Raw genomic sequence first — 21,549 nt, 5'->3', positions numbered from 1 at the left:
TCGACGGGTAGTGTCATGGACATGAGTGGTGACGTGAGCCGGGCCTGGGCGTGGGGAAGCGATGGACGCTGATCTTCCCGAGTGCCGGCAGCCAGCAGAGGAGAGTGCGATGCGACACGGAATCGTCCTGTTCACCAGTGATCGCGGGATCACTCCCGCCGATGCGGCCCTGGCCGCCGAGGAGCACGGTTTCACCTCGTTCTACGTGCCCGAGCACACGCACATCCCGATGCGCAGGCAGGCCGCCCACCCGAGCACGGGTGACGAGACGCTTCCCGACGACCGTTACCTGCGCACCCTCGACCCGTGGGTCGCCCTGGCGACCGCAGCGCAGGTCACCTCGCGCATCCGGCTCGCCACCGCGGTCGCCCTTCCCGTCGAGTCGGACCCGATCACTCTGGCCAAGACGGTGGCGAGCCTGGACCACCTCTCGAATGGACGTGTCACCATCGGCGCCGGGTTCGGCTGGAACACCGATGAGCTCGGCGACCATCGTGTTCCGGCCGAACGGCGACGCACGGTGCTCCGCGAGTACGTCGAGGCGATGCGGGCTCTGTGGACTCAGGAGGAGGCGGCCTACGACGGGGAGTTCGTGTCGTTCGGTCCGTCGTGGGCGTACCCGAAGCCCGTTCAGCGGCACATCCCGCTGGTTGTCGGTGCTGGGGGCGGGCCGAAGACGTTCGCCTGGATCGCGCGCTCCGCCGACGGGTGGATGAGCACTCCGACCGAGCAGGACATCGCCGGTAAGTGCCACCGGCTTCGCAAGGCGTGGGCCGACGCGGGACGCGCGGGCCATCCGCAGGTCCACCTGCTGGCGACTCTGAAACCGACGCCGGAGCACCTCGCGGCATGGGAGGACGCGGGGGTCACCGACGTGATGTGGGGCGTGCCCGACAAACCTGCCGACGAGGTGGTCGCATTCATCGCCCGCCACGGCGATCGTCTCGGCCTGTGACAGGGCGTCCGAGAACGGTGATGAACCGCAGTCATGTATCGCGTCACCGACGCCGTCTCGGCGGTCACTCCCAGCACCGGCTGGCGCCCTCGCGGGAGTGACCGCGGCCGGGCCCAGCCGACTGCACCTATGGTGCAAACAGATTGGGAGTTCGCAGGCCGTCCGGGAGCTGAGCCTGATAGACACTCACGTTATGGGGATCGGCAAGGGTGGCAAAGCAGGTCATCGAGAACAGTCCGGAGCACAGCGCACGGTGTGGATCGCTGCCGGCGCCACCGTTGTGGCTGCCTTGATCACGGCGACTGCCACCCTGCTCGCTTCGTCGGGCACCAAGGACACTCCCGCGGCGGTCGCGCCGACCGAGGAGGACCGGCCGACCGGCGTTCCGCGGCATGTTCCGACGTCGACCGGTTCCACCGGCGAGACCAGACCCGCCGCCCCCACGGTTCGGTGGCAGGGGGTTGTCGTGTTCGACGGTTCCGGCAAGGACTTCGATGCTGAGCAGCCGAGCGATGTCGTCGGGGGAAATGACTTCGTCACCAATGGTGTAGCAGGCAGCGTCCAGATCGGCACGCTACCCGGAACGACCGTGTCCACCTGGAAGGCCGGCGAGCTGCCGATCCACCGCGACTGCGCGGACACGGTCGAAGCAGCGGGCACGACGTCGGAGCAGCTGGAACTGGGCACCGTGCTGTGTGCCAAGACCGATGAAGGGCGCATCGCGCGACTCGTCGTGCGCGAGATACCGGAGGACGAGTTGGCCCCTGTCGTGAGGTTCGACGCGGTGATCTGGAGTCTCGCTGGGTCGTGAGTGGCCGCAGCGACAGGTGCTCCGTGCCTGGCGCTGCGGCCTGGACCTGACGCCGGCTGTTGTCATCGGCCTGTGGTCGCGTTGCGAGCGCGCACCAACAGCAACGTCGCGAGCCCGACCACGACGACGGCACCGAGGCCGCCGACGAGCCACCACACCCAGGTCGATCCGTTCGCTTGGCCTGTGACCACGACGAGCCGGAACCGCCCGTCGGTGACGGTGATCGGCTCCGGGGTGAGTACCTGGTCGGCACTGTCGAGCAGGTCGTTGTTCTCCCGGAAGTCCTGCAGGCCGTCGGGATACGTGCCACCTTGCGCGTCGTACAGCAACGGCGAACCGCCGGGATCGCGGCTTAGCGTCAGGCGCAGTAGTTCGAGTGTGCCGTCTTCGTGCTTCACCAGCACGAACCGCTGGAGCAACTCGTCGGCATTCGCGCGTGCCGCGGCTGGCACCTGGCATTCGGTGGTGAACCCGAACACCAGGATCGGCTTGTCGCACGCATGCGCGGAGAACAGGGAAGCAACGAAGTCCTGTGGCGGCCCCATGCTCGCGAGGTTGGCGAGGCGGTCCTCTCCGGAGCCCGTGACGAAGTCGCCTTTGACGTCTCCGGAACGGAAGTACTCCTGCAACAGGTCGTCGCGCTCGGCGGTCGGCTGGGCCTCGCCGCAGGCGGTCAGGGTCAGAGCCAGAGCGAGGACAGTGAGGAGGGACGAGAGGCGCGATCGCATGGTCATCGGGCCAGTCTGCCGAGTCGGAACCGGTGCGGCGCGTCGGTCGCAGGAACCTGCCACACGTCCCCGTCCGACGCGCCCCGTCGGCCTGATGGCAGTGCCGCATGCTGGCGGACCGGTCGCTGTTCTCGCACCCGGGGTCGTGAAGGTGACGGTGTTCATCGTGACGAAGACACGCCCGCTGGGCCGAACCTGAAGGTGGCGATGAGGCCGAGAACCGCGGCGACGACCATGCCGGCACCCAGCCAGGCCCGGCCCGCGCCCCACACCGCCTGGTCACCGTAGGGGCGACTGGCCTGCGGCACCGAGGCGGCGACTTCGTCCACGCGCCGCTGGATCTCCTGCTGCTCCTCCGCCGACAGACCGTCCATGCCGAGGTTGGCGGCCAGCGTCTCCAGTTCCTCCTCCTGCGCGGCCGTGAAACCCGGCAGTGAGATCTGACCGGAGCCGCTGACCCCCGCCGGCGCGCAGTCCAGGACCGTGGCGTCCATAACGCGCAAATACAGTTCATGGTCGTCGCCACAGTCCGCGTCAGGGACGAAGCCCACCACGTAGGCGTCGTCGGCGTGACCTTGCTCGGCGATGCCGACCAGCACGGACGGGGCACCCACCGCGAACAATGCCACGCATGCCAGCGCGACGAGGAACATCAGCAGGAAGCGCATACGCGGCACCTGTTCGGGAACATGTTCTCAGCCTGCTGCACTGGCCGGAAGCCGTCCAGAGAAGTGGAGACCTGAAGTTCCGGCCGGTGATGCGTGCCCATTTTGGTCTGGGAAGTAAGCGGCATTCCCGCGATCCGGCCTCAGTCGACCAGTGCGCCGGCGGACAGGTTGACAACAGTGCCGGTCATGACCCCACCTCGATCCGAGGCCAGGAACGCGGCCGTTTCCGCTATCTCGGAAAGCGTCGGCAGTCTCTTGAGTAACGTTCCCTGAGCCAGTCCCTCGTCGAGAAATTCCTGGACCGTTTTCCCTGCTGCTTCCGCACCCGGCTGGAAGAGGTCCTTCGTGTAGGAACCTGCCGTAGGCGCATCGACGACAGCGTGCGGGCGGATGCCGACGACCCGGATGTTGCTGGACGCCAACTCCGCGGCCAACACCCGCGAGAAGGCCTCCTTGCCTGCGGCGCTCGCCGCGTGCCCCAGAATGCCGCCGACAGCCAGCTTGGCGCCCGGTTCGGACAAGGTGAGTATGACGCCAGGACGCTCCCGGCCCATGTGGCGCGTCACGGCCTTGCTGGTGATGAACATCGCCCTCAGGAAGCCGTCAATCGGCCGCATGAACTCGTCCAGTGAGAGGTCTGCGAGCGTGGTCCCCTGGTCATGCATGACGCTCACGGCATTGACGGCGACGTCGATGCTGCCGGTCGTCTCCGCGATCGCATCGGCGTGCCTTTCGGCCGACTGTTGATCGAATACGTCGACTTGTGCGGTCTCGACCGTTCCGCCCGCGGCGGTGATGTCGCCCGCGACGGCATCGAGCTTCGCCTGAGTCCGGCCTGCGACGAAGACCCGTGCGCCTTCCCTGGCGAACACCCGCGCGATGGCGCCGCCTATGGCGCCTCCGCCGCCATAGATCACCGCGTTCTTCTTCTCCAGCAGCAGTTCAGTCACGACTTGACCTTTCGTGGGTCAGCCAAAGCGAGCTTCACCTTGCCCCGAATTGGCGCTTCCGAGTGAGTTTCCCGCAGCGCGATCTGCTACGCCGTTCAGTTGTGCTGCTGACGCTGGATCTGTTCCGCAATGCGCTTGATGCGGTTCAGGCGTGCATCCCAGGTCTTGCCGACTTCATTCAGTTGCCGGACGGCGCGCGAGAGTTGCGCCTGGTCCACTTCGTAACGGCGCTCACGGCCCATCGGTGTCGCATGCACAAGGCCGGCGCGGTCAAGAACACCGAGGTGCTTGGTGACCGCCTGGCGCGATATCGGAAGGCGATCGCTGAGGCCGGTCGGCGTACCGACTCCCTGCGCGAGCAGCAGATCGATCAGGCGGCGCCTGATCGGGTCGCCGATCGCCGACCAGACTTCGTCATCGACGGCGACAGTCATCGCGTCACCACGGACGTGGCATAACTCTGCAACCTGGGCAGGAACAGGTTCCAGCCGCGCTCGTGATCGCGGAAGGCTTCCTCGAGCACATCAGGTTCCCAGCCCTTGTCGCGCCAACCGCTCTCCGTAAGGCGCAGGATCGTGCCGTCACCGGAGGCTACGAGCTCAAAGGTGGCGAGCAGCGAGTTGTCTGCTGCCGGTGTCTGGCCGTCAGGAGCGACCCAGTAGAACGCGAACTTTCGGGGCGGGTCGACCTCGACGATCGTCAGAGGTGCGACCTTGGAACGGTCGCCCCAGGTCAGTTCGCCGACGTCGCCCGGCACGGGCTTGAACGACGCGTCATCGGACCACCACATCTTGATGTGCTCGGGACGACTCACCACGTCGAACACGACCTCCGGTGCCGCGTCAATGTGGATCACGCGTTCCAACGTTCTGAACTCCATCGCAGACCTCCAATATGCAACCATCTGTTGCGGCTCACTATGGCACGCGCCAACAGCATGCGCAACCTCTTGTTGCGCACAGATGCGGCAGTCCACGGCATGATGAGTACAGGTCGAGGAGCGAAGTGCTCGACATCCATGCCTGAGCGGTGTGCGGAGTGTGCGACGAAGCCCCCGCCTCGTCAGGGTGCAGGAGTACCTCGAGTCACCGCGCCTTCTTCAGCCCCTCAGCACAGGAACGGTGGGTTCGGGCTCAGCGGAGTTCTTGGGCGAGCCCGATGAGAATTCCTTCAGGTCCGCGGACATAGCAGAGCCGGTTTGCGTCCTCGTACTGGACAACCTCACTACTGACGAGCTGCGCACCGTGCTTGCGAAGCCGAACGAGCGTCTCGTCGACATCGTCCACCGCGAACATGACGCGAAGGTAGCCCAGAGCGTTCACCGGCGCGTTGCGGTGATCGGCGACCACCTGTGGCGCGAGAAAGCGAGAGAGCTCGAGCCGACCGTGACCGTCCGGCGTGCGCATCATGGCGATCTCGACGCGTTGGTCGCCGAGGCCAGTGACGCGCCCCGCCCACTCGCCTTCCACCATGGCTCGCCCTTCGAGTTCGAGGCCGAGTTCGCGGAAGAACTCGATCGCCGCTGCGAGGTCCTCGACGACGATGCCCACGTTGTCCAGCCTGAGAGCCATCTGGCCAGCCTATAGGAACCGGCATCCCGGGAACACGAGCAAGTTCAGCATGTCGCCGGCGACGAGAACCCCGTGTTCTTCGATCAACAGCGCCGCATGGCCTGGGGCATGCGGCGGATGCTCGATGATCCGGAATCTCGGGGCCATCCCAAGAAATCTACGCAGTTTCAGCATAAGTTCGTATACGATTAGCGATACGATGCTGTCCGGCAATGATCCGGCCAGCGATCTCGATCCTTTCGTGATGGGATCCGTCGCTGGGGTTTTCCGCCGTCTGGGCGGGCATATGCGCGGGAAGGCGGAGGTGCTCCTGGCTGGTCATGCCGACCGCGCCGCTGGCGTGACGGGGCCCGGCAGAACGCCGGTTCAGGGTGTTGGAGTGCGTCAAGCACTGGTACGTCAGATGTAGCTGTGCTGCCACGAAAGTGTGTCCGAGCGGCGAGTTGCGTACTGTCCACACGCCTCGTGTCGCCGAGTTGGTCCCGACGCGAGGCCTGATGTGTGCGTTCGAGCCCCAGCGACAGCACGCTGATGGGCTGACACCGGCCTCACGCGACACTAGCTTTGCAGGGCGTCCACGGGTTCGATCGAGGCTGCGCGCAGCGCGGGGTACAGCCCGGCGAGAATGCCGATGGCCCCGCCCACGATCGGGGCGGGGAGGACAGCCAGCGGATCGAGTAGTGCCGTCCACTGTTTGGTGTACGCCACGAGGACGACGGTCACGACGCCAAGGCTGGCCCCGATGAGGCCGCCGAGTACCCCGAGGAGGGCTGACTCGGCGATGAACTGGGTTGCGATGTGTCGTTTTCGTGCGCCGAGTGCACGGCGGAGTCCGATCTCGTTGGCGCGTTCCATAACAGCGACCATCGTGGTGTTGGCGATGCCGAATGCGCCGATCACGAGCGCCAGTCCGGCGAGCAGAATGAAAAGACCGTTGACGTCGGCCGCCACGCCGTCGCGGAGTGTCGCTGGGTCAGGCGGGGCCGTGGCGGTAAGCAGCTTCGGATTGTCTGGGCGCAGGGCTGTCGGTGCCTGGCGGGCAACTAGCTCCGCGGCGCCGATTCGTGTTTCGACCAGCATTTGGATCGGATCGAGTGGTGAACTGTAACGAGTAAGCGCGGTGCTGGCCGGAATCGTCACACCTAATCCAAGATGCGGTAGTCTTTCGGCGTTCTCGATGATGCCGATAACGGTGTAGGCTTCATCGCCGATGTAAACTGCGGGCTGCGAATCCAATCGGGAGATTCCGAGGCGACTTGCCGCTCCCGCGCCGAGCAGGGCGACTTTGGCGCCGTGTCGTTCGTGAAACGAGTCGAACAGAACGCCGCCTGCGGGGACGGTGTTCGCGGCTCGTAATGCGCCTGGTGATGCGGCGAAAACGTCCAGCAACACTCGGTCGCGCCCGTGCGCCTGCGCTCGAGCGCTGATCATGGTGTCCTCGTCGAGTGGAACTTGCCAGTGCCGACCCGCCGCGACGACACCGTTGAGGCGCTGCACCGTGTCGTCGGCTCGGACAGGAAAGCCGTGGTCGGGCGTCAATTCGCGCTCACCTGGGCTGCGCTCGCCGCCTGCGGAAATTGTGACTTCTGTGGCTGCGATCTCGGTGAAGCGTTGGCTGATTTGGCCTGCCGACGTCGCGGTCAAGCCGAGAATCGCGACGAATGCTCCGGCCCCCAGGACCGTTCCCAGGGTGGTCAACATCGAGCGAACGGGCCGCTGTACGACACCGGCCACCGCCTCCCCCACCAGATCGGCCCATTTCAACCGCGAACGGTCGCCTTTACGCATGGCCGCCCATTGATTCGTTGAGTATGCCGTCGCGAATCTCGATGGTGCGGGTCGCTCGTGCGGCGACCTGAGGATCGTGAGTGATCATGATGATGGTCAGTTGTTCGTCGTGGTGGAGCCGTTGGATGAGTTCGAGCACACTCCGTGCGTTTCCGGTGTCGAGGTTGCCGGTCGGCTCGTCGCAGAGGAGCAGGCTTGGCCGGTTCACCAGCGCTCTGGCCACTGCCACTCTTTGCCTCTCACCCCCGGACAGCGTCGTTGGCATCGCACGTGCCCGATGGCCGAGCCCGACACGATCGAGCGCTTCTGTCGCACGTCGAGTACGCCGGGACGCCGGTACACCGGCATACAGCATCGCGATGGACACGTTCTCGACGGCGGTGCGATGGGGCAACAGGTGAAACGCTTGGAAAACGAATCCGATCGACGTACCTCGGATCGCCGTGCGATCGCCGTCCGCCAGACGGCTCACATCGGTTCCGTTGAGCTCATAGACCCCGCTTGTCGGACGATCGAGCAGGCCCAGCAGATGCAGGAGAGTCGATTTGCCGGATCCGGAAGGCCCGACGACCGCGACATACTCACCCCGGTTCACCACGAGATCGACACAGGACAGCGCGGTCACCGGAGGTGTGACAGGAAAGGTGCGTGCCACGTCCCGGAGGCTTATCACGGGATCTGCCTGCGGTGTGTGGGTGCTCCCGTGCGGCGTGCTCATTCGCCGGTCACCACCAGGTCGCCGACGCCCAGTGCCTGACCCACCGGATCGACTTCAACCATCCCGTCGCCCGAGGCTCCGGTGCGGATCTCTACTCGTACCCGTTGTCCGTTCGGCACGATCTTGGTGACGTAGGTTCTGCCGTCGGCCGATGACGTCACAGCTGCTAGTGGGACAGCGTGCACTTCCTTGGCGCTGGCGGCTGAGCGCGCGGTGAGGCGAATGTCCTGACCCAGAAGTTCTGGGTCGAGTTCCGTGTCTGGTGTCACGGTGACCGCGAGCTGGCCGGCCATGGCGTCGTCGCCGGCTTCCTCTTCGCCGGGTGGTGCGAGGTCCGGTGTCTCGGCTACGGCGGATACTTTTCCTGTTGTGTGAAAGCCTGTCACATCGGAATCGATGTCCACGGCCAGACCGGTCCGGACAAGTGCGCGATCGGCCGGTTCCAGGCCGCCCACCACCTGCAGTTCACCCGCCGACAGAGTGAGGAGCGGGCCGTCGATATCGTCGAGTTTGTCTCCGGCTTGCACGCTCACCTTGTGCGCCGTCGCGGGGAAGGCAGGAACGAATATCACTTCCGATGCGGGCATCATCTCGCCGGTACGCGCGTCCAACTCCGACAGTCGTTTCTTCGCGGCCAGGAGATCCTCGGTGGCGTCCGCGACGGCGTGACCCGAATCCGCGGCCTCCCGCGCGTCTCGAAGCTGTCGTTCGGCGTGTACTACAGCCTCATTGGCGCCCTGCAGCGTATCTCCCTGGCTACCGTCCGCGCTTGCGGTCGTGGGTGGTTGGAATCCCGATCGTTCGTAGAGTTGTCGAACGGCGTTCTTCGTCTTCGCACCGAAGTGGCCATCTGTGTCACCGTTCGTGGACAGTCCCATGCTCTGTAGCGCCGCCTGCAGCATCGCCACGTCGTCGCCGGTGCTGCCGGGGCGGAGGTCCCGGTAGGCGGGACTGTCCCCGGGGAGAGCGAAGACCGGTCGGCCGGACACCTCCACCAGAACCTTCCCCGCGGCGACCGACTTGCCGTCAGCCGTGTTGACAGCCGTGACCACAGGCTGAGCCCCTTCCGGACTGCCGGCTGCGGAGGTCACATCCAGCTCGTGGGCGGCTGTGACCACACCTCTGAAGATCACGGTCTCACTGATCTCTTGACGGGCCACCTTCGCCGTGAGCAGCGTAGGCGGCGGAGGTTCGCTGTCCGCGGCGAGTTGTGCGGGAGACCTCACGAATGTCGCGCCCACGAGTCCACCGACCGCCAGGAGTGTGGCGGCCAGCACCACAGACAGCACGGCTCTCTGCCTTCGCCGCAGGCCAACAGTCGCAGGCCGATCAGTGTTCATCGAGTGTTCGCCACCACCTTGTGCGCTACGCGAATCCGTTCCTCGAGTTGCGCTTTCTGCTGCCGCAACAGCTCTGCATGACGGTCGATCAGCCGATTCTGGTAAGCGGTCTCAATTGCGAAATAGAGGCCCGCGACATTGTGTTCCTGTCGACAACGCAGGTCCGCCACGGCCGTGCTGATCTCCCTCGCCGAAGCCGTCTCACCACCCCACGCCCGATCATCGTTGGCCTCCCACGGGTCGTGGTAGTGATACCCCGCGCGGTTCATGCATTCACTCCACCTGCCGAACGCGTCCAGCAGGCGCGGGTCCTTTTCGGTGAGGTGCGCGGCCTCACTGTCAAGGACGGGGGCGAGTTCCACCGAGTCGAACTGGCCGGTCCCCTCGGCCGAGTCCGTCACACCGAGCGATCGTCGGGCCTCACCGTGGCAGCCACCTTCGGGCACCTTCTCATTACTGTTCGGTACGAACGTCTCGTGCCCGTTCAGGACGATGTTGATCGCGGTCTTGTCAGTTTTGCGCGCACTTTCCGATTCGATTTCTTTGGGCTGCTCGTTTCTCACAGGATAGTCCGGAGGAAGATGATACCCGTACTTTGAAACCTCAGTCAGGTCGCCAATGCCATAACGTCGACTAGGTGGTTGCGCGCCCGTATGCTCAACAACTTTCCAATCGAACCCGAAACGACGCAGGCAATCGCGGGTTGCCAAGTCCTTGGCCGTCGCTATGACAGCCCTTTGCTCTTTGGTTGCCCGATAGAAATCCAACGGTAAGGCGATGTCCTGAGAATTTGTCAACTTCTCGACGTTGTCAAGTGCGGGCGGAGACTGGTCGATCGATTGTTCACCGGTTCGTGTTGCACAACCAGAAGAAAGAACAACCAGACCGAGTACCAAAACCGCCATCTGACGGACACTCGTAGCCATGCCGGCACTCCAGTGGTCACCGAACGAATTGATTGCGAGTACGTAAGTCGGAATGAAGTTTCTGTAGGTGCCGAGCTAAAGCGTCGACACCTACAGAAACAGCCAGTCAGTGGCCCTGCACGTCGGATGTGCTCGCCTTACTCAACTTCGAACCCAGTAGTGCCCACTAGCTCTGTCGTTGTTGTTGTCTCCGACATATCTGGAATTGGCACCCAACGGCGCTTTCCAGAGCAACCGGCCGCCACCGTACCTGTGCTCGTAAGAGGCGACCACAGAGTAGGTGTGCGGATTTCCGTTGTTGCGATAGGAGCTCACCCTATCGTTGAGTGTGACCGGAACCAGGGTGCCAGTGACGGGCAGCTTGGTCCATGCGTCCACACCGTCGTAATCGGGAGTGGTGGACTCTGTGGTGAAACGGCCACCGGAGTAGGCAAAGTCGTTGTAGGTGCAGTACTCACCGGGGTCGCAATCATACCTGCCCGCACTGGCTGGAGAGGCAACACCCAGCGAGATCAGCGCCGAGCCTGTTGCCGCTACCAGCACTACTCCTATCCGGGCAAAACTTCTTCGCATTCGATCTCCTCATTCAGATCATGAAACACCAGCTTCGTTGAGTTCAAGATCCCCGTGAAGGCCGAGGGCTCGAGTCGTCACGGCCCGTTTGGCAGGTTTCTGAACCAACCTGACTCATATGACGCTAGCGTTCACCGTGACTCACGACATCCCCCCATGGGGGAGTTCACGTCGAGGAGGCCTGCATGGAACGCCAGCGCAACAAGATGGGCACGGTCACGAGCGCACAGCTTTCTTCGCAGGCTTTTTATATGTGATTTGACGGTGTGGTTACTGATATGCAGCTTGTCCGCTATTTCGCTACCATTTGCTCCGGTCGCCACTAACATGAGTATCTCGATCTCACGATTACTCGCCGATCGGGCCATGACGACGTGTCGTGCACAGCACAGTAAATCCATGACATTCCCCTGTAGCAATCCTCCACTGTGGCGCAATTGGTGGTCGTGTTTCGTCCTTCGTGCTCGAACCAGCATGGCGCCCTGACGTGTATCGGTTGGCACCTGATGCGCTCCTCATTTTCGGTACCATCACGATCGCGGACTCTGGCCAGGAAATGCGTCCGCCCGTGAGCGTCTCTCTTCATACGACCCACTACGTAGGGACATGAGCGGCTGTGGGGCACGACGACGAGACGAGACATGCCAGGGAGTCTGGAGAGGTTCCGGGTGCACCGGCTGGGGCATGTCCGCCATCCTGCGAATTCTGTCCCCGGCGGCCTCGCAGTCGTCAGGTCGAGCTACCGGTCAGTGGCCAATCGGACGTCCCACCTCAACTAGGGTGCCCGGAGTTGCCGGACGCAGGTTGGTTGTGCGGCCTCGCCAGGATTCGGAAGTCACCCCTGGTGATGGGATGATCCGGTTCCTGCGCCGTATGACACCGAGTCGCCTGCTCCCTTGATGCGAAGCTCAAAGTGTCCTGACTGCCGTTGTCGCGCACCGCCAAGGCGATGGATTCCCCCGGCCGCGCCGGCGGGAAGTCCTGGGCGTCGCTCACCACCGCGGTCACAACAGCGACCTTGCCTTTGGTTCGTACGCAGTCAACTCTCGCGACCATCCAGGCGATCTGCTCGTCGTTGTGATGCGACATCCAGACCACACCTTTGCCGGAACGGCCATTTCCCTGTGCATGGACGGTGAACCCGAATACGGAGTACGGGTCGTGCGTGTCGATCTCGGCGTGGCCCAGCACGGCGACATTTCGTGAGGTCTCGGCTTCCGAGCTTGCCGCACCAGCCATCGCCAGCATCGCGACTGCCACACTCACCAAGCTGAGCACTGTTCTCCTTGTCTTCCTCATAGATGCCAGGATCGCGAGGGCCGGCCGACGAAAGCCTCCCCTTGCCGGGGGAGACCACTCACCCGCGGGAATGAACCGGAGTACCAATGCCGGTTGAGGAAGGTTCAGCATGCTTCTCGGCGGCTTCGCCGGCCGCGGCCGGCAGAGATGACCGTCGGTCCTGCGCGGACCGACACCCTGCCGGGGCGGATCACCGCGAACGGCCCAAACCGACTGGGTACGGACCGAACGTGGAGGCCGAATCGCTTTCGAACCGCGCTACTGTTGATCAATGTCTCGGGCGGTGATTCCTGGTGGCATCGGGCTGGTCGGGGCGGCCACATCCCAGCCCGCGGTCAGCGACCGGCGCGCGGCGGCGCAGCCTGGGCGTAGCGGATCCGGTGATCAAGATGTTGTCAGTGTCGAGGTGACGGTGCGTCCCGCTCGAACGTGACATCGCTCAGAACAGGGTCGCGGGCTGGACCGGGTCCGGTTCGGGCAGTGCGTCGAGGCCGGGCACCAGCGTTCGCACGTCGTCGTAAAACCGGCGGGCGAGCGCCGGTGCTTCGTCGTTGTCTGGAGTGTGCAGGAAAACCGTCGGCGACCGACCCTCGCGCAGCCAGTCGGCGACCACTGCGGTCCACGGCCGCCACCCCTCGACCGTCTCCTCGACCGAGTCCCGGCCCAGGTAGCGGACGATCGGCTGGTCGGTCAGTGCCCGCGTCCGCCGCGGCAGCCGCGGTTTCTTGGCCCAGGCATCCCGCGCGGCCTCACTGGTCGGCGGGCTCTGGAAGAAAACCGTGGTGTCGAACGGCACCCACTCGGCGTCCGCGTCGGCCAGCGCCCCCTCCAGCAGCGACGTCGAGCCTGCGTTGGTGAAGAATCCGGGATGGCGCACCTCGACGGCGCGTCGGCGGTCGGCGGGGAGCCGGCGCAGGAAACGGCCGAGGGCATCGACGTCCGAGGGGCCGAACGAGCCGGGCAACTGGGTCCACAGGACCGCCCGGTCGCCGAGGGGCTCGAGCGCGTCCAGGAACGCCCGCATCTCGGACTCGACCCCGACGAACCGGCGCTCGTGCGTGACGATCTTGGGCAGCTTGACCACGAACCGGAAATTGGGTCCGGTCTGCTGCGCCCACGTCGCGACGGTGCTCCGGGCGGGAGTCGCGTAGAAGGTGGTGTTGCCTTCGACCGCGTTGCACCAGCCGGCGTAGGCCCGCAGGCGCTCCCTGGCCGGCAGCGACTGCGGCAGGAACCGTCCGGGCCACGCCTTGTGGGTCCACATCGCGCAGCCGACATGAAGACGTGCCACTCCGCCAGCTCCCATCGATCGTGAGTGAAACAGTATTTTGCCAGCCCGGCGGGACTGCGGTAGCGGAACACCCAATCCGGCCATCGTGGGCGTGTCGGCGAGCGTGCCGGTCAGTGAGAGCACGCAAGACGACGCTGCTCTCCGGCGGCGACGGGGACCTGGCCCGCCTTCAACGCCGTGCCGTATCCAGATGTATAACACTCTATACGGCACGGCGTTGAGGTGATCGACAGATCATGCACTCGCCTTGGCATCACCAGCAACAAAACGCGCAGACAACAGGGGTGCAAGCCGTGTTTCCGCTTGTGGCCCCTCTGTGCTGGACGTCAGCTCACGGGCGCCGTAGTGGAGTGGAAGTCGTCATCGAGAGTGCCGACTTCGAAGATGAACGTCGAGCGGTACTTCGGTCTCACGGTCATGAGGTCTCATTCGCAGTCGCCGCGGGCAGAGCGGTCGGAGCGACGGGATCGGTGTGGCGTCTGCCGTTTCGCTGGGCGGCCGCGCCGGCGACGATGACGATGCCGGCCACCTGTGGGGAAGTCGATGTCGCCGGTGCGGTGGGCCGAGTGCAGGAATGCCCGAGCCTTCCGGTTGCGCGGCGGGTCCTCAGCCAGGCGGTTGTCAAAACCGACCTGCTCACGCTGACCGCGCACTTCCGCGATGCCTGCCCCGGCAAGCGCTACCTCGACTGCGACCTCGACGACCCCGCTGGGCAGTCCGTCGGCGCCGTCCGTCCCATCCGCGACGACATCGTCCGGCGGGTCCGGACGCTGCTGAGCGAGATCCTGGACTACTAATGGCACGGCTCCGACGACTACCCACAGCACGCCTGCCCGGTGACCGATGTCGTAGACAAGCGTGCTGTGAGGGGTCGTGCCGGCTTACAGGCCGATGGCGGCGGGGGCGTTGGCTACGTGGGCGAGCAGAGCGGGGATCACGTGTTCGGCGTCGCGGTGGACTCCGCGCAGGGTGTTGGAGGAGAAGGTCCGCTGGAACTCCAGTCCCAGGTAGACCAGCCCGGGGTGGGTCACCGACACGCCGCTGGAGTGGCGGGGCAGCCCGTTGTCGTCAAGTCCGCCCAGCGGGGTGAGGTAGTCCAGATGCGGGCGGTAGCCGGTGGCGAACAGCACCGTGTCCACCCTCTCCCGGGTACCCTCGGCCCATACGACGGCGTCGTGGTCGAAGGCGGTGAACATCGGCCGCCGCTGCATCCGGCCGTTGGTCAGGGCGTCGCGGTAGTCGCCGGTGTCGAGCACGAGGTTTCCGCCGAGGTAGCGGATAAGCCATTCCGGCGGAAGGTGATCGAAGCCTGAGGTGTCCAGCCAGTGGTGCAGGTCGTGTCCGTCGCGGCGCTGAGGCACGAAGGCGAGCGGGCTGCGGGTGGCCAGCGAGACCTCGGCGACCTCGGCCAGTTCGTAGGCGACCTGGACCGCGGAGTTGCCCGCGCCGACCACGACGATGCGTTCACCGACGTGGTGTTTGGGGTTGCGATAGTCCGCCACGTGCAGCACTCGCCCGGTGAACTGCTCCTGGCCTGGCAGCACCGGTGTGTGGGGGTGGCCGAACGAGCCGGTAGCGGCGACCACACCCGCGGCGTGAATGGTCTCGCCGTGCGCGGTGTGGACGAGGAACCCGCGTTCCTCGTCGGACCGCACCGCGGTCACTGCGGTGTTGGTGCGGATGTCGGCATCCAGGCCGGCCGCGTAGCGGCGCAAGTAGGCGACGACCTCATCGCGGTGGGGGTAGTGGTCGGGGTCGGCGGGGAAGTCGAGACCGGGCATGGTGGCGTACTGGGCGGGGGAGAACACCGTGAGGCTGTCGTAGTAGCGCGGCCACGATCCGGTCGGCTCCGGCCCGGCTTCCAGCACCAGCGGGGTGAGGCCGTGGGTGGTGAGGGTGTGCGCGGCCGTGAGGCCGGACTGGCCCGCGCCGATCACGACGACCTCGGTTCTGGTGTCAGTCATGGATGGTCATCCCTTTCTGGGGTTGTGGTGTGGTGGCGAAGGACAGCAGGGCGGCGGCACCGGTGACCGCGCCCAGGACGAGGAACGTGACCGCGTAGCCGTGGAGCAGGGCGGCCAGCGCGGTCGCGGCGAACGGGGCGAGCGCCATCGTGATCGTCAGCGGGGCCGACAAGAGCCCGGTGAGCCGGCCGTAATGCGCCGCTCCCCAGCGGTCGGTGACCGCGGTCGCCTGCAGCAGGGTGAACACCCCGCGAGCCATACCGGCCAGGACCGATGCGGCGATGAGGGCGGTCACCGTGGTGAGCACACCCAGCAGCGCGGTGGTGACCGCCATGGCCAGCAGGATCACCAGGGTGCGGGTGCGCACGCCGGTGTGTCGGGTGAGCTTTCCGTAGCCCAGGCGGCCGACGACCTGCCCGACACCGCCCAGGCCGAGCGCGAGCGCGGCGGTGCCGGTGTCCACGCCCCGTTCGGCCAGCAGCGGCACGAGGGTGACCACGACCGCGAACGTCGCGAACGAGGCCACGCTCAACGCGACGGTCAACGCGAGGAACGCCGGACTGCGGGCGACCTGACCCGGCTCGTGGGCGTGGACATGCCGCTGCTCGGCCTGCGGGCTGGGCGGCCAGGGCAGCCGCAGCCCGAGCCAGTGACCGGGGACGGTGACGGCCGCGAGGACGACGATGAGCACGAGATAGGTGCCCCGCCAGTCCAGGTGGGCCGACAGCCACGCGGTCAGGGGCGCGAAGACGGTGCTGGCCAGCCCGGCGGCCAGGGTGAGCACGGTCAGGGCGCGCACGGGGTTCGGGCCGTGCCAGCGGGTGAGCGCGGCGAACGCGGGTGGGTAGAGCACCGCGCCCATCGCCACCCCGGCCACCAGCCATGCCCCGACGAACCACGCCAGGTTCTGCGCTGTCGCGACCGCGGTCAGTGCCGGCACCGCCAGCAGCGAGCCCGCGGTCATCACCCCGCGCGGACCACGCCGGTCGATCCACCGCCCCACCGGGATCCCCACCAGGGCGGCCACCAGCAGCCCGGCCGAGAACGCGGCGGTGAGGGCGGTGGCTGACCAGCCGGTGTCCGCGGTGATGTGTCCGGCCAGGACCGGGAAGGCGTAGTAGAGCACGCCCCAGCTGGTGATCTCCGTGGCACACAGCACGGCCAGCACCCGCCGTAACCCCGCACCGGTCGACGTGTCCCGTGTGGACAATGTCTGCGAGTGGACCACCGTGCGTCAGCGCGCGAAGGTCGCGGACAACGACAGGTCCTCGGCGGCGGATGGTGCGCCGCAGCCGTCTTCGTCGTGCTCGTCGTCCGGTGTGTCGGTCACCCCAGCGCCGCTGCACACCCCGGTCTCCGGCAGCACCAGCTCCACCCGTGCCGCGGACGCGGAATCCCCGGCCAGGGCGGCGGCGATCGAGCGGACCTGCTCGTAGCCGGTCATCGCCAGAAACGTCGGTGCACGCCCATAACTCTTCATCCCGGCCAGGAACACCCCTGGCTCCGGGTGCGCGAGTTCGGCCGCCCCGTGGGGATAGACCGTGCCGCAGGAGTGCACATTCGGGTCGATCAACGGCGCCAGCGCGACCGGTGCCTGCAACGTTGCGTCCAGCGAGAGGCGAAGCTCCGACAACCACGACAGGTCCGGCCGGAACCCGGCCAGCACCACGACCTCGTCCACCGCCTCCAGCCGCTCGCCGTTGGCCGACACCAGCGTCAGCCACCCGTCCTCGGCCCGGTCCACCGCTGCGGTCCGGAACTCCGCGGTCACCGCGATCCGCCCGGCCTCGACGGCGGCTCTGGCCCGCAACCCGAGTGCGCCACGAGCGGGGAGCTGGTCGGCCTCCCCGCCACCGAACACCGCTGCGTCCACGTTCCGGCGCACCAGCCAGGTGACCCGTGTCGACGGCTGCCGCTCGGCCAGCTCCGCGAAGGCCACCAGCGCGGTCAGCGCCGAGTGCCCACTGCCCGCCACCACCACATGCCGGCCCCTGTACCGGTCGGCGTCCCCAGGGTCGTCCAGGTTCGGCACCCGATACGCGATGCGGTCCCCGGCGGCGGCTTCACCGAGCGCGGGCAATCCGTCCCCACCCAGCGGATTGGGCGAGGTCCAGGTGCCCGAAGCGTCGATCACCCCGCGTGCGGTGATCCGTTCCTCACCACCGTCGGCCCTGCGAACGTGCACGGTCAGCGGCTCACTGTCGCGCCCGGCGTCGACCACACGATCCCGGCCCCGGCGGGCGACACCCACAACCTCGACACCGAACCGCACCCGCTCGCCCAACGCCTCGGCCAACGGACGCAGGTACACGTCCGTCCATTCCCCACCGGTCGGATACCCCTCGACATCCGGGTGCCGCCACCCACGAGACTCCAGCAGCCGACGCGCGGCCGGAGCCACCACCTCGGCCCAGCGCGAGAACAACCGCACGTGACGCCACTGCGCGACCGTCGCCCCCGCGTGCTCGCCGCGTTCCAGCACCAACGGCACCAGGCCACGCTCGGCCAGCTCCGCCGCCGCGGCCAGGCCCACCGGCCCCGCCCCGACAACCACGACAGGAAGGTCACCCATCCCATACCTCTTTCATCGATCCCGTTCGATTGACTCGCGGTGAGAGTATCGATGCCACTCGATGAATGCAACCATCTATTCGAATCGATATACACTGAGGTCATGCCGGTCGCACTGCCCCAAGCCCAGGTCCTGCCCACCGCCGAGGCCGCCACCTACGCCGACTGGTTCGCCTGCCTCGCCGAACCCGTTCGAGTACGCCTGCTGCACGCGGTGGCCACCACCCCGAGGGGCATCACCGTCGGCGCACTGACCGAGATCCTCGGCACCAGTCAATCCACCACCTCGCACCACGTGCGCAAACTCGCCGACGTCGGCTTCGTCCGCCTCCACAAAGAGGGCACAGCCACGTTCGTCACCGTCAACCAGGCCTGCTGCGCCGGACTGCCCCACGCCGCCGACGCTGTCATGGGGCTGCTCGCACCCCGCCCGTGCTGCCCCGACGACGTCCCGGCCGACGTCGCCGTCCGCGGCCTCGAACCCCGCGACTGGCCCGCGGTGCGTCGCATCTACGCCGAGGGCGTCGCCACCGGCCTGGCAACCTTCGACACAACCGTGCCCAGCCGCACCAGCCTCGACGCGACATGGCTGACCGACCATCGTTGGGTCGCCGAAATCGACGGCGAGGTCGTCGGCTGGACCGCCGCCAGCCCGGTGTCCACACGCGACTGCTACTCCGGCGTCGCCGAAACCTCCGTCTACGTCGCCGACGGCTACCGCGGTCGTGGTGTCGGCAAAGCGCTGCTGTACAAGCAAGTCAAAGCCGCCGACGCCGACGGGCTATGGACCCTGCAGACCTCCATCCTCACCGAAAACCGCGCCAGCATCGCCCTACACCACGCCGCCGGATACCGCACCGTCGGCATCCGCGAACGCATCGCCCAACGCGACGGCACCTGGCACGACACCATCCTCCTCGAACGCCGCTCACCCGTCCGCTGACCCGATCTGCGGACACTCACGGCAGGGCTGGAAGGACCATCCGGCTCGAAGGTCTACCTGTGCTGTGCCCGCCCCACTTCTCCGACCCCCGGAAGTCCACGTCACCCCGAATAGTGCGACTTGACCCTCGGTGAGTATGTTCATCGCCGGGCCATGGATCGCGAGGCTGTATCATGGCGCGTAGTGATTGAACGTCCGGTGCGTCAGCGCAGTGGCGTCGAGGCCTAGCGTGCCGGTCATTCCTCCCAATAGATTCCACCGTTTCCGTAGCCCGGGCTGAGGCGGACACTGTCGGGGTTCGCGAAGATGATCCGGCAGCTCTCGAACCGAGCGCCTGGGTCGTCCCATCCCGCCGGCGGTGAGCTGTGGACGGTGCAGTGCGGCAGACGGAGGTCCGAGCCCAGGAATCGGAACTGGCCGGCGTCGCCGCCATCCTCGAGTTCGCCGTAGAGAGTCGGACCGCTGTAACCGCTGTAGTTGTCGTCGCCGTCCTCATTGACCAGGACGATGCGAATGAAGTACGCCCAGCGCCCGACTTCCGGGTACCCGCGCAGGACGGCCATGTCCTCGGTTGGGGCCTTCTCCACGCCCGTGACGATGACGCCCACACGCGACGGATCGTCGGCCCTGCCGATCGTGATCACCGCTTTCTCGCCGAATCTCAGTCGCGTGCCCGGTGGCGTGGAGCCCGGCAGCGGCTCAAGGGGTCGCGGCGTAACCGTCGTCGTTGCCGGCATGGTGGCGGGCGTATCGCCTGATTCTGCGGTGCAGCCGCCTACCAGAGCAGCCACGAGCAGTCCGACCAGCGCCGAACGCTTAACGTTCACAGCGAGCAGACTAGCCGCCTCAACCCGCGCCCGAAGAATGTTCGCGGGACACCCGTTGATCGAGCTTTGTCGGGCTCAGATCCTGACGCTCACCATCGGACCGCCTCGAGTGTCCACCAGTTGCTCTACTTCGACGTTTGATGGTTGGGCGGCGATGCTGTCGGCAACGGTAGCGGGCGCGGCACAGCCAGGTCAGCGCCCTCGCCGGAACCGGCTCCGCCCGGCCGGGCAGGTTGGCGATCGCGCCGAGCACCAGGTTCTCGAAATCGACCAGCACCGGGACCTGCTCCCCGCGGGCCCGGATCTCGCCTCCCCGGCTGCCGAGGAGGCTCGATGAGCGAATTCGCTCTGTCGGATCCTGCGCCGGTCCGGTCACCGCGCGCTGGTTAAAACGTCTGCACAGGCTCTAGGGCCACACAACGGCCTTGACGACGAGTTCTGCGGAGCACGAAACATCATCGATCCGCTCGGCTCGAATGGTGAGCGATGACGTGCCCCTAGGCACGTTCAGTTTTTGTTCCTGACTCCCAGAACCAGCCGTGCCGTTGCCGAGAGGTTCGCCATCAGCGAGAAGCTCCCACTGAATCTGTGCGCGGCCCGAGCAGCCACCAACGATGATGTCCAGATCTGTCTGGCGTGCCTGACTTAGAAGGGTGGCCTGTGCCTGAATCCTCTGCCCCGACGAGTTGAGGAACCAGTGGTTGGTACATGTAGCCCGAGTTGCCCAGTCTCGACCCGTGATGACGCATTTCTGCTGTGCCGCGTCGCCGACGGAGAATCGTGCCTCGGCAGGATAAGTAAACTGAGGAAGAAGTAGGGCCGCGGCGACCCCCATTGCCGGTACGACAAATGCCAATCCTGCCACAACGAGCTTGCGGCGTGTCTTCTTGCGCAGGATGTCCTTGGCGGTCGTCCACTCGGATTCGTATGCCGCCAGGATTTCTGGCTTGTCCAGGGAGAGCGCCAACGCGCGCACAAAGGGCCTCGCCATATCCAGCGTCGCCTTCATCCGAGCGGTGTTCGATGCCTGCACGGCCATGGCGACAGCGACCAGCGTACCAATTATCGCCGCCAACCAGGACCCCAGTTCCACCCAGTTCGTCCAGTGCGACATGCTCCCCATCGCTCGCCAGTTGTGGGAAATACGAGTGAGCATAGCCGAAACGTCCCGGCGGCACGCTGGTTCTGTTCCACCCTGCGGCAAGCTGGGGCGACCCTGCCGACGGTGCGCGAGTTCGACCCGTGGTGCGTGTCCGAATCCCCGGCCGAGGCCGCCGCGGTTACGCGATCAGGTAGAACTTCGTCCACCGGAACAGCCGTTACCTCACGGCGGAGCACGGCGATGGGGGAGCGCGGGTCGTTGCCCAGCACGTGTTGCGGGACGCGTCATCGGATGTGCTCGTCGTGCCGGCCAGGAAGGACTGAACTGGAGCTGCACGTGTTCCCGCTATGTTGCGATCATCCTGGCCATCGCCGCCTTTGTGGGCGTCGCCTGATCACCGCTCATTCTCCGCGGGCCCAGGTGGTGACCAGTTTGGAGGCGTCGGGTTGGCGGGGGATCGCGACGATGACGAGGTCGCCGTCTCGAAGCCGGGTGCGTGGGGTGGGGATCAGTGTTCGTTTGCC

24 protein-coding genes are annotated in these 21,549 nt (G+C 66.1%); 5 read left to right on the top strand and 19 right to left on the bottom strand.

Annotation, left to right across the window (positions count from 1 at the left end):
- Window positions 1-109 precede the first annotated feature (109 nt).
- Together BM199_RS18515 and BM199_RS18510 are read left to right on the top strand one after the other, a co-directional pair.
- Window positions 110-955 (top strand): LLM class F420-dependent oxidoreductase, encoded by an 846-nt coding sequence (locus BM199_RS18515; RefSeq protein WP_091674522.1) that lies wholly within the window; start codon window positions 110-112, stop codon window positions 953-955.
- Window positions 956-1,148: 193 nt separating this feature from the next.
- Window positions 1,149-1,766 (top strand): hypothetical protein, encoded by a 618-nt coding sequence (locus BM199_RS18510; protein WP_091674521.1) that lies wholly within the window; start codon window positions 1,149-1,151, stop codon window positions 1,764-1,766.
- Between the two features lie 62 nt (window positions 1,767-1,828).
- On the opposite strand, the gene BM199_RS18505 is transcribed toward BM199_RS18510, so the two are convergent.
- The 14 genes from BM199_RS18505 to BM199_RS18440 all read right to left on the bottom strand — a co-directional run bounded on the left by BM199_RS18505 (window position 1,829) and on the right by BM199_RS18440 (window position 13,591).
- The gene (locus BM199_RS18505) at window positions 1,829-2,500 is read right to left on the bottom strand and encodes a hypothetical protein (protein ID WP_091674520.1); all 672 of its coding nucleotides are present in this window, start codon (window positions 2,498-2,500) and stop codon (window positions 1,829-1,831) included.
- Between the two features lie 155 nt (window positions 2,501-2,655).
- Window positions 2,656-3,162: a hypothetical protein gene (locus tag BM199_RS18500; RefSeq protein ID WP_091674519.1), complete on the bottom strand. Its 507-nt coding sequence runs from the start codon at window positions 3,160-3,162 to the stop codon at window positions 2,656-2,658.
- A gap of 140 nt (window positions 3,163-3,302) precedes the next feature.
- Entirely contained in the window at window positions 3,303-4,112 is an 810-nt protein-coding gene (locus BM199_RS18495; RefSeq protein ID WP_245788446.1) for an SDR family NAD(P)-dependent oxidoreductase, read from the bottom strand.
- Between the two features lie 95 nt (window positions 4,113-4,207).
- The gene (locus tag BM199_RS18490; protein ID WP_091674518.1) at window positions 4,208-4,546 is read right to left on the bottom strand and encodes an ArsR/SmtB family transcription factor; all 339 of its coding nucleotides are present in this window, start codon (window positions 4,544-4,546) and stop codon (window positions 4,208-4,210) included.
- Window positions 4,543-4,992 carry an SRPBCC domain-containing protein gene (locus tag BM199_RS18485; protein WP_091674517.1) on the bottom strand — a complete coding sequence of 150 codons (450 nt, stop codon included), beginning with the start codon at window positions 4,990-4,992 and terminating at the stop codon, window positions 4,543-4,545. Before BM199_RS18485 ends, BM199_RS18490 begins: the two co-directional genes overlap by 4 nt.
- 253 nt (window positions 4,993-5,245) lie before the next feature.
- The gene (locus tag BM199_RS18480; RefSeq protein ID WP_091674516.1) at window positions 5,246-5,683 is read right to left on the bottom strand and encodes a VOC family protein; all 438 of its coding nucleotides are present in this window, start codon (window positions 5,681-5,683) and stop codon (window positions 5,246-5,248) included.
- A 558-nt stretch (window positions 5,684-6,241) separates the two neighbouring features.
- Window positions 6,242-7,471: an ABC transporter permease gene (locus BM199_RS18475; RefSeq protein WP_091674515.1), complete on the bottom strand. Its 1,230-nt coding sequence runs from the start codon at window positions 7,469-7,471 to the stop codon at window positions 6,242-6,244.
- A complete protein-coding gene (locus BM199_RS18470) occupies window positions 7,464-8,189 on the bottom strand; it encodes an ABC transporter ATP-binding protein (protein WP_091674514.1) in 726 nt (241 codons plus the stop codon). The genes BM199_RS18475 and BM199_RS18470 overlap by 8 nt, the downstream gene beginning before the upstream one ends.
- Window positions 8,186-9,097, bottom strand: a complete 912-nt coding sequence (locus BM199_RS18465; protein ID WP_177242683.1) for a peptidoglycan-binding protein — start codon at window positions 9,095-9,097, stop codon at window positions 8,186-8,188. Before BM199_RS18465 ends, BM199_RS18470 begins: the two co-directional genes overlap by 4 nt.
- A 428-nt stretch (window positions 9,098-9,525) precedes the next feature.
- Complete coding sequence (locus tag BM199_RS33345; protein ID WP_143101863.1) at window positions 9,526-10,455, bottom strand: hypothetical protein; 930 nt, start codon at window positions 10,453-10,455, stop codon at window positions 9,526-9,528.
- A 141-nt stretch (window positions 10,456-10,596) separates the two neighbouring features.
- On the bottom strand, window positions 10,597-11,028 hold the full coding sequence (locus tag BM199_RS18455) for a peptidase inhibitor family I36 protein (RefSeq protein ID WP_091674511.1): 432 nt from the start codon (window positions 11,026-11,028) through the stop codon (window positions 10,597-10,599).
- A gap of 131 nt (window positions 11,029-11,159) precedes the next feature.
- Entirely contained in the window at window positions 11,160-11,396 is a 237-nt protein-coding gene (locus tag BM199_RS35210) for a response regulator transcription factor (protein WP_425425548.1), read from the bottom strand.
- Window positions 11,397-11,799: 403 nt separating this feature from the next.
- Window positions 11,800-12,288: a hypothetical protein gene (locus BM199_RS18445; protein ID WP_143101862.1), complete on the bottom strand. Its 489-nt coding sequence runs from the start codon at window positions 12,286-12,288 to the stop codon at window positions 11,800-11,802.
- 478 nt (window positions 12,289-12,766) lie between these two features.
- Window positions 12,767-13,591 (bottom strand): DUF72 domain-containing protein, encoded by an 825-nt coding sequence (locus tag BM199_RS18440; protein ID WP_091674508.1) that lies wholly within the window; start codon window positions 13,589-13,591, stop codon window positions 12,767-12,769.
- A 497-nt stretch (window positions 13,592-14,088) separates the two neighbouring features.
- On the opposite strand from BM199_RS18440, the gene BM199_RS34585 reads away from it, so the two are divergent.
- A complete protein-coding gene (locus tag BM199_RS34585) occupies window positions 14,089-14,415 on the top strand; it encodes a low molecular weight phosphatase family protein (protein WP_245788445.1) in 327 nt (108 codons plus the stop codon).
- Between the two features lie 84 nt (window positions 14,416-14,499).
- Here the strand turns inward: BM199_RS34585 and BM199_RS18430 are convergent, their stop codons facing one another.
- Genes BM199_RS18430 through BM199_RS18420 form a run of 3 tightly spaced genes read right to left on the bottom strand, consistent with a single transcriptional unit; the run spans window position 14,500 to window position 18,154 of the window.
- Entirely contained in the window at window positions 14,500-15,582 is a 1,083-nt protein-coding gene (locus tag BM199_RS18430) for a flavin-containing monooxygenase (protein WP_091674507.1), read from the bottom strand.
- The gene (locus BM199_RS18425) at window positions 15,575-16,792 is read right to left on the bottom strand and encodes an MFS transporter (protein WP_245788444.1); all 1,218 of its coding nucleotides are present in this window, start codon (window positions 16,790-16,792) and stop codon (window positions 15,575-15,577) included. Before BM199_RS18425 ends, BM199_RS18430 begins: the two co-directional genes overlap by 8 nt.
- 24 nt (window positions 16,793-16,816) lie before the next feature.
- Window positions 16,817-18,154 (bottom strand): FAD-dependent oxidoreductase, encoded by a 1,338-nt coding sequence (locus BM199_RS18420; RefSeq protein WP_091674505.1) that lies wholly within the window; start codon window positions 18,152-18,154, stop codon window positions 16,817-16,819.
- 102 nt (window positions 18,155-18,256) lie between these two features.
- Here BM199_RS18420 and BM199_RS18415 point away from each other — a divergent pair, with 102 nt between their 5' ends.
- A complete protein-coding gene (locus BM199_RS18415; RefSeq protein ID WP_091674504.1) occupies window positions 18,257-19,096 on the top strand; it encodes a helix-turn-helix domain-containing GNAT family N-acetyltransferase in 840 nt (279 codons plus the stop codon).
- Between the two features lie 236 nt (window positions 19,097-19,332).
- Here the strand turns inward: BM199_RS18415 and BM199_RS18410 are convergent, their stop codons facing one another.
- Window positions 19,333-19,923, bottom strand: coding sequence for a hypothetical protein (locus tag BM199_RS18410; RefSeq protein ID WP_143101861.1), 591 nt, complete (start codon window positions 19,921-19,923; stop codon window positions 19,333-19,335).
- Between the two features lie 154 nt (window positions 19,924-20,077).
- Between BM199_RS18410 and BM199_RS33340 the strand changes: the two genes are divergently transcribed.
- Window positions 20,078-20,260 (top strand): hypothetical protein, encoded by a 183-nt coding sequence (locus BM199_RS33340; protein ID WP_143101860.1) that lies wholly within the window; start codon window positions 20,078-20,080, stop codon window positions 20,258-20,260.
- Window positions 20,261-20,329: 69 nt separating this feature from the next.
- Here the strand turns inward: BM199_RS33340 and BM199_RS18405 are convergent, their stop codons facing one another.
- Window positions 20,330-21,079 carry a hypothetical protein gene (locus tag BM199_RS18405; protein WP_143101859.1) on the bottom strand — a complete coding sequence of 250 codons (750 nt, stop codon included), beginning with the start codon at window positions 21,077-21,079 and terminating at the stop codon, window positions 20,330-20,332.
- Window positions 21,080-21,549: the final 470 nt, after the last annotated feature.

Origin of the sequence: Amycolatopsis marina, assembly GCF_900111885.1 — a bacterium.
In the GTDB taxonomy this organism is placed as follows: Bacteria; Actinomycetota; Actinomycetes; order Mycobacteriales; family Pseudonocardiaceae; genus Amycolatopsis; species Amycolatopsis marina.
The sequence above is the reverse complement of the archived record's forward strand: the minus strand, read 5'-3'. Positions and strand labels throughout refer to the sequence as shown.

Coding starts and splice junctions, on each gene's coding strand:
- BM199_RS18405 (WP_143101859.1), bottom strand. CDS start 21,079: ATGCTCACTCGTATTTCCCACAACTGGCGAGCGATGGGGAGCATGTCG.
- BM199_RS18470 (WP_091674514.1), bottom strand. CDS start 8,189: ATGAGCACGCCGCACGGGAGCACCCACACACCGCAGGCAGATCCCGTG.
- BM199_RS18505 (WP_091674520.1), bottom strand. CDS start 2,500: ATGACCATGCGATCGCGCCTCTCGTCCCTCCTCACTGTCCTCGCTCTG.
- BM199_RS18485 (WP_091674517.1), bottom strand. CDS start 4,992: ATGGAGTTCAGAACGTTGGAACGCGTGATCCACATTGACGCGGCACCG.
- BM199_RS18430 (WP_091674507.1), bottom strand. CDS start 15,582: ATGACTGACACCAGAACCGAGGTCGTCGTGATCGGCGCGGGCCAGTCC.
- BM199_RS18440 (WP_091674508.1), bottom strand. CDS start 13,591: ATGTGGACCCACAAGGCGTGGCCCGGACGGTTCCTGCCGCAGTCGCTG.
- BM199_RS18475 (WP_091674515.1), bottom strand. CDS start 7,471: ATGCGTAAAGGCGACCGTTCGCGGTTGAAATGGGCCGATCTGGTGGGG.
- BM199_RS33340 (WP_143101860.1), top strand. CDS start 20,078: ATGCTGTCGGCAACGGTAGCGGGCGCGGCACAGCCAGGTCAGCGCCCT.
- BM199_RS18455 (WP_091674511.1), bottom strand. CDS start 11,028: ATGCGAAGAAGTTTTGCCCGGATAGGAGTAGTGCTGGTAGCGGCAACA.
- BM199_RS18490 (WP_091674518.1), bottom strand. CDS start 4,546: ATGACTGTCGCCGTCGATGACGAAGTCTGGTCGGCGATCGGCGACCCG.
- BM199_RS33345 (WP_143101863.1), bottom strand. CDS start 10,455: ATGGCTACGAGTGTCCGTCAGATGGCGGTTTTGGTACTCGGTCTGGTT.
- BM199_RS35210 (WP_425425548.1), bottom strand. CDS start 11,396: ATGGCCCGATCGGCGAGTAATCGTGAGATCGAGATACTCATGTTAGTG.
- BM199_RS18415 (WP_091674504.1), top strand. CDS start 18,257: ATGCCGGTCGCACTGCCCCAAGCCCAGGTCCTGCCCACCGCCGAGGCC.
- BM199_RS18500 (WP_091674519.1), bottom strand. CDS start 3,162: ATGCGCTTCCTGCTGATGTTCCTCGTCGCGCTGGCATGCGTGGCATTG.
- BM199_RS18420 (WP_091674505.1), bottom strand. CDS start 18,154: ATGGGTGACCTTCCTGTCGTGGTTGTCGGGGCGGGGCCGGTGGGCCTG.
- BM199_RS18510 (WP_091674521.1), top strand. CDS start 1,149: ATGGGGATCGGCAAGGGTGGCAAAGCAGGTCATCGAGAACAGTCCGGA.
- BM199_RS18480 (WP_091674516.1), bottom strand. CDS start 5,683: ATGGCTCTCAGGCTGGACAACGTGGGCATCGTCGTCGAGGACCTCGCA.
- BM199_RS18515 (WP_091674522.1), top strand. CDS start 110: ATGCGACACGGAATCGTCCTGTTCACCAGTGATCGCGGGATCACTCCC.